At 46.8% G+C, this 3042-nt stretch carries 2 protein-coding genes; both read left to right on the forward strand.

From position 1 onward, the window contains the following. On the forward strand, positions 1-805 hold an 805-nt coding region (locus MM213_RS20440), incomplete at its 5' end, for a PorP/SprF family type IX secretion system membrane protein (protein WP_241414740.1). A gap of 114 nt (positions 806-919) precedes the next feature. Further along, the coding region (locus MM213_RS20445; RefSeq protein WP_241414741.1) for an OmpA family protein at positions 920-3042 on the forward strand (2123 nt) is incomplete at its 3' end.

Genomic DNA, 3042 nt, shown 5'->3' on the forward strand with positions numbered 1-3042 from the left:
TCGTGATCAGTGGATAGGATTCCCCGGTGCACCGAAGACGTTTACCGTAACGGCTGATTTGAGTGCGAACGAGGAGACTATGGGTTTTGGCATATCGTTGATGAGTGACCGTCTTGGCCCGGTGACGACGAATGTAGGGATGTTGACGTATGCCTATAGGATCCAGACCGGCCGGAAGAGTTTTCTTGGCCTGGGTGTGAGTGCAGGGGCGAGCGAGTATGCCATAGACGGGAGTATGCTAGACCCCATTGAGCGTGATGACATGAATCTTCCCGAGGGCAGGGTCAACTTGTTCACACCGAACATGAATGCGGGTTTGTTTTTCCATACGGATAGGTTTTATGCTGGTTTTAGTACGTTTAATTTGATAGGGAGGGGCTCCCTAAGGAGGGAGGATATATCGCTTGCATTCCATGATTTCCATTACTATTTGACGGCCGGGATATTGTTGCCTTTGGGTGGGGTTGTGGATTTCAAGCCCAGTTTTTTGATCAAGGAAGTGAAGGGAGCACCAACGAGTTATGATCTGAATGCGATGTTTCTGTTCAATGAGCGTCTTTGGCTTGGGGGATCCTACAGGTCGAATGTACAGTTTGGTATGGACCACCTACAGGACAACCTGAACCAGCGCAATGCCGTAGCGATGATCATGGAGATATTTGCGACTCCCAATCTTCGTTTGGGATATGCGTATGACCACAATATAAATGTTTTGAGTGATTTCAAGAATAATTCGCACGAGATATCTGTAGGTTATTACATACCTTCAAGAAATGTTAAGATGCGCAACCCAAGATGGTTTTAAGATATGAGGATATTATACACAAGAATTTGTTTTTTTCTGCTGCTGCTGCTGTTGTTGACCRCCCAAGTGAGTGGTCAGAACTACATACTGAGGTATGCTGACAAGCAGTWTGAATTGGAGAACTACCGCCATGCGGCCGAGGAGTACGAGCGGGCGTTTGAAAAGCGAGAGCGATACGGAACAGCCAAGCGTATAGCCGAATCGTACAGGGAGGTCAGGGATTATTCAAAATCCCTTGAGTGGTGGTCGGTTACGGTAGGCTTTGAAGAGTCKRATAGGTTGGATTATCTGGAGTATATCAAGTCGGCATATCTGTATCAAGGCGGCGAACTATCACTGGGTGATCTGTTGTCGGGAAGTGGATACAAAGAGTCGGACTTTCCGGAGATCGATTTTGCGTATATGGAAATGCTATACAAGAATCCGGGAGGGATCACCCTGATWCCSGTAGAAGGGGTAAACAGCAGCGGGTCAGACTTTGGCAGTTCCTTTGATGGAAAAGGGAATATGTATTTTGCYACAGATAGGGGAGATGTGATTCCGGGCAAGAAAGCCTTGATCCGTCCCGATTTGAACAATATATACAGCGATGACCGTTATGATTTCAATGACAGGACCTTTTTCAGGCTATACAAGAAGGATAGCAGTGGTGTGCTTACGTCGATAGATTCGGGGAATGAAGAGGTGTTGCATTTTTCGGATGCGAGTTTTTATGATGAAAAAGGGCTTATGTTTTRCACGGTTACCCGCAAGATCACGAAGGACAGGAAGAACAGGAGTTTTGCGGTAGGAGCGGAGATTTTTTACAGTAGAGTTGATAGCTTGGGTAACCTGACGGAGCATGTTTCATTGGCCATCAACGATGCGGTGAACTATGGGGTGATGCATCCTTTTGTGGATGTTTCAAACAGRCGCCTATACTTCAGTTCTGATATGCCTGGAGGTTATGGAGGGTTTGATCTGTATTATATTGAATTCGATGAAGRGATGAATTTTGGGGAGCCAGTGAACCTTGGTTCGCAGATCAATACATCCAAGAACGAAAGCCATCCCCATATATCGGGRGATAGTTTTTACTTTTCGAGCAACGGCCATGCGGGTATGGGRGGKTTGGATATTTTCYGGTCATCCCACAGGTCTGGCAATTTCAGTGGAGTAGAGAATATGGGCTTGCCGTATAATTCGAACAGGGATGATTTTGCGTATGGCATATCCCCTGAAGGGAAGCCCTATTTGAGCAGCGACAGGGATGGAGGTATGGGATTGGATGATATTTATAGCATCATGGAATTGCGCAAGCGTCTATTGGCACGTGTTRTAGACTGTGATGGAGAGCTGTTTGCTGCGGGCTTTGAAGCGGTGTTGACAGATTTGGRTAAGAAGGAGAAGGTAGRATTGGCTGAAGATCCTAAGGGAGAGTTGAAGGCAGACCTTTCCTTGGATAGCAATTACGAGATAAATATCAGCAARCGAGGATATTTCAGTATTTATGACAATAGCCTGAGTACAGTGGGGTTGGAGGGGGAGACCTTGGAGCGGACGTATAGGCTGGCTGAGATTCCGTATCAGATGCCGGTGTATGTGGATATAGTTTATTACGATTTGGACAAGCATTTCATCAGGCTTACCGAGGAGCCGGTATTGGATAGGATAGGAGAGTTGATGAACAAGTATGATTTTCTTGACTTGAAGGTGTCCTCCCACACGGATTCCAGGGCAAGTCATGACTACAACGAGGCATTGAGTAAGCGGCGAGCTGATGCAGTGATTGCATATTTGGAGAAGTACGGTATAGGAAAGGAAAGGGTAAGTGAAGATTGGTTTGGCGAGGAGAAGTTGACCAATGACTGTGGGGATGGCGTTCCGTGTCCTGAGTGGGAGCATCAGCTGAACAGAAGGTCGGAGCTGGTTTTGGAGGCCTTCCCTGACCCGAACAAGCAGTACGACTTGCCACAGGAGTTTATGGAAAAGGATATCTGTGATGCGATGGGTATCTTTGAGGAGCTGCAGAAGGAGTTGATAGCGATCCCTATCGTATATTTTGATTTTGACAAGTCGTTTATCAGACCAGTCCATATGAAGGAGTTGGAGCGTACTGCGATCATGATGCGACGTATGCCGAACTTGAACCTGTATATCGAGGGTCATACCGATCAGCGTGGAAGCGAGGAGTACAACAAGTCCCTGTCAGAGCGAAGATCGGAAGTTGTGATGAAGTACTTGGTGAACAGGGGTGT

This window comes from Belliella alkalica, from assembly GCF_022549785.1.
In the GTDB taxonomy this organism is placed as follows: domain Bacteria; phylum Bacteroidota; class Bacteroidia; order Cytophagales; family Cyclobacteriaceae; genus Belliella; species Belliella alkalica.